At 31.2% G+C, this 2196-nt stretch carries 2 protein-coding genes; both read right to left on the minus strand.

The genetic code is table 11. From position 1 onward, the window contains the following. Nucleotides 1-3: 3 nt before the first annotated feature. Entirely contained in the window at nucleotides 4-501 is a 498-nt protein-coding gene (locus V7149_RS23145) for a glycosyltransferase (protein ID WP_335347935.1), read from the minus strand. A gap of 433 nt (nucleotides 502-934) precedes the next feature. Further along, the gene (gene wecB, locus V7149_RS23150) at nucleotides 935-2062 is read right to left on the minus strand and encodes a non-hydrolyzing UDP-N-acetylglucosamine 2-epimerase (protein WP_335347936.1); all 1128 of its coding nucleotides are present in this window, start codon (nucleotides 2060-2062) and stop codon (nucleotides 935-937) included. Nucleotides 2063-2196: the final 134 nt, after the last annotated feature.

Genomic DNA, 2196 nt, shown 5'->3' on the forward strand with positions numbered 1-2196 from the left:
ATATTAAACTGTAAGTCTTATAAATTGTAGCAGTTCATCCGCAAGCTGCTTACTATTAAACGGATCAAAATAATTAACTTTTGCATACCCATCTAAAATTTCATGCGAAAAAGCACAATCTGAAACTATAATAGGAGTATTGTGTAATTTTGCTTCGGTTAAGGGTAACGGAGAACTTTCTATATATGAGGGAAATACAAGTACAGATTTATTATAAAAATCAAATACTTCTTCTCTAGTTATGCTACCAATAAAGTTTACTGGTAGATTGTTTTCCTTAACTATTTTGAACAACTTTTTTATATTATCATTTTCATTTCCATTTAAGGTTATTACAAATTTATAATTCTCCACTCCAGCTTTTTTTAAATCCATACATGCGTTTATTATTACTTTATGATTCTTAAAATCGACCCCGCTAGCTGGGTAAAAAAAAGTAGATAAGCTATCTTTAGTATCTTTAAATCTTTCTTTTACTTGAACATTTATCTCAGGTGGCATAACCTCTATTTTCTCTTNNTCCTAGTAATTGATTTATATATACTTCTACTCAGGATATTTTGGTAAACCCAAAGTAAGCTATTCTCAGTTATTGAATATCTATATTCAACAAAAGGAAGAGAATTATGAACATAGACCGTTTGGTGGACTTTAGTTCGTGGTATCATAATATTTTGTAAAGAAATAACTTTTTTAGCTTTATATATTGAGATTAACTTTGGAGCAACAAAATTATCAAAGAATAATCTATGAAACCAACTTTTCTTTATCCAAGGATACCGTAGAACTTTTATGTTATCAGTTTCTTTCAAAAATGGCTTGCTTACTACGAATACATAGTTGTTACTCTTATCGTTATTATAATCATTATAAAAATCATATAGAATCGATAATGCCCCACCACTCTCAGCAGGTACATCAAATACCATAATTGTCATGATTTATTCCACACCATTCTATTCACTATCCCGGTGTAGCTCTGGATTATCTTAATTACTTTAACACTAACATTCTTATCAGTGTAATTAGGTACATCAACGCCTAAATCTCCATTTGTATTCATACTAACTGCCATATCTACCGCTTGGAGTACTTGATCGGTTGTAATGCTGCCAATTATCAAGTTGCCTTTATCGAAGGCCTCCGGACGTTCCGTGCTAGTTCTTACTGAAACTGCAGGGAACTTAAAATATGATGCTTCTTCGGCAATAGTGCCACTATCCGAAACAACGCAAAAAGCATTAAGTTGAAGAAAATTGTAATCTGCAAAGCCAAAAGGCTGTAGATTTTTCACATTCGGATGAAATATAAATCCTCGTTTTTCTATATTTTTTTTACTTCTTGGGTGGGTACTATAAATAACCGGCATATCATAAGTTTCAGCAATTATATTTACAGCACTCATAAGGGCTATAAAGTTTTGCTCATTGTCGATATTTTCTTCACGATGAGCCGATAACAAGATATATTTTCCCTTTTCCAGGCCAAGTGTTTCTAACACTTTACTATTATTAATTTTATCTTTATTTACATTTAACACTTCAACCATTGGTGAGCCTACGACATATGTTCTTTCTTTCGGTACCCCTTCAGAGTTTAAGTATCTTCGAGCATGCTCGGTGTAACAAAGGTTAACATCACTTATATGATCTACTATTCTTCTATTAATTTCTTCTGGCAAATTCTCATCAAAGCATCTATTTCCTGCTTCCATATGGAAAATTGGAATCTTTAATCTTTTAGCAGATATAACACTTAAACAAGAATTAGTATCTCCAAGTACTAATACAGCATCAGGTTTTTGATCAACCATTATTTCATAGGATTTTGCAATGATATTTCCAATTGTTTGTCCCAAGTTTCTACCTACAACCTCTAAATAAAAATCAGGTTCCCTAAGACCTAATTCCTTAAAAAATACCCCATTAAGGTTATAATCATAATTCTGACCTGTATGAACTAATTTATGTTCAAAATATTTATCACACTTTTTAATTGTCTCTGATAGTTTGATAATTTCTGGGCGTGTACCCACAATTGTCATTAGTTTTAGCTTTCGCACCGTTCTAGTCATCCTTTATCTAAAAATAATGTGAATATATTTCTTTATGGGCTAAAATCCATTCTTTCATTTCTATAATCATTTCTTCATATATTGGGACTATAAAATCAAAATCTCTTCTATTATTTATCAAT

The sequence above is a fragment of the Bacillus sp. JJ1503 genome (genome assembly GCF_036965125.1).
Lineage (GTDB): Bacteria > Bacillota > Bacilli > Bacillales > Cytobacillaceae > Cytobacillus.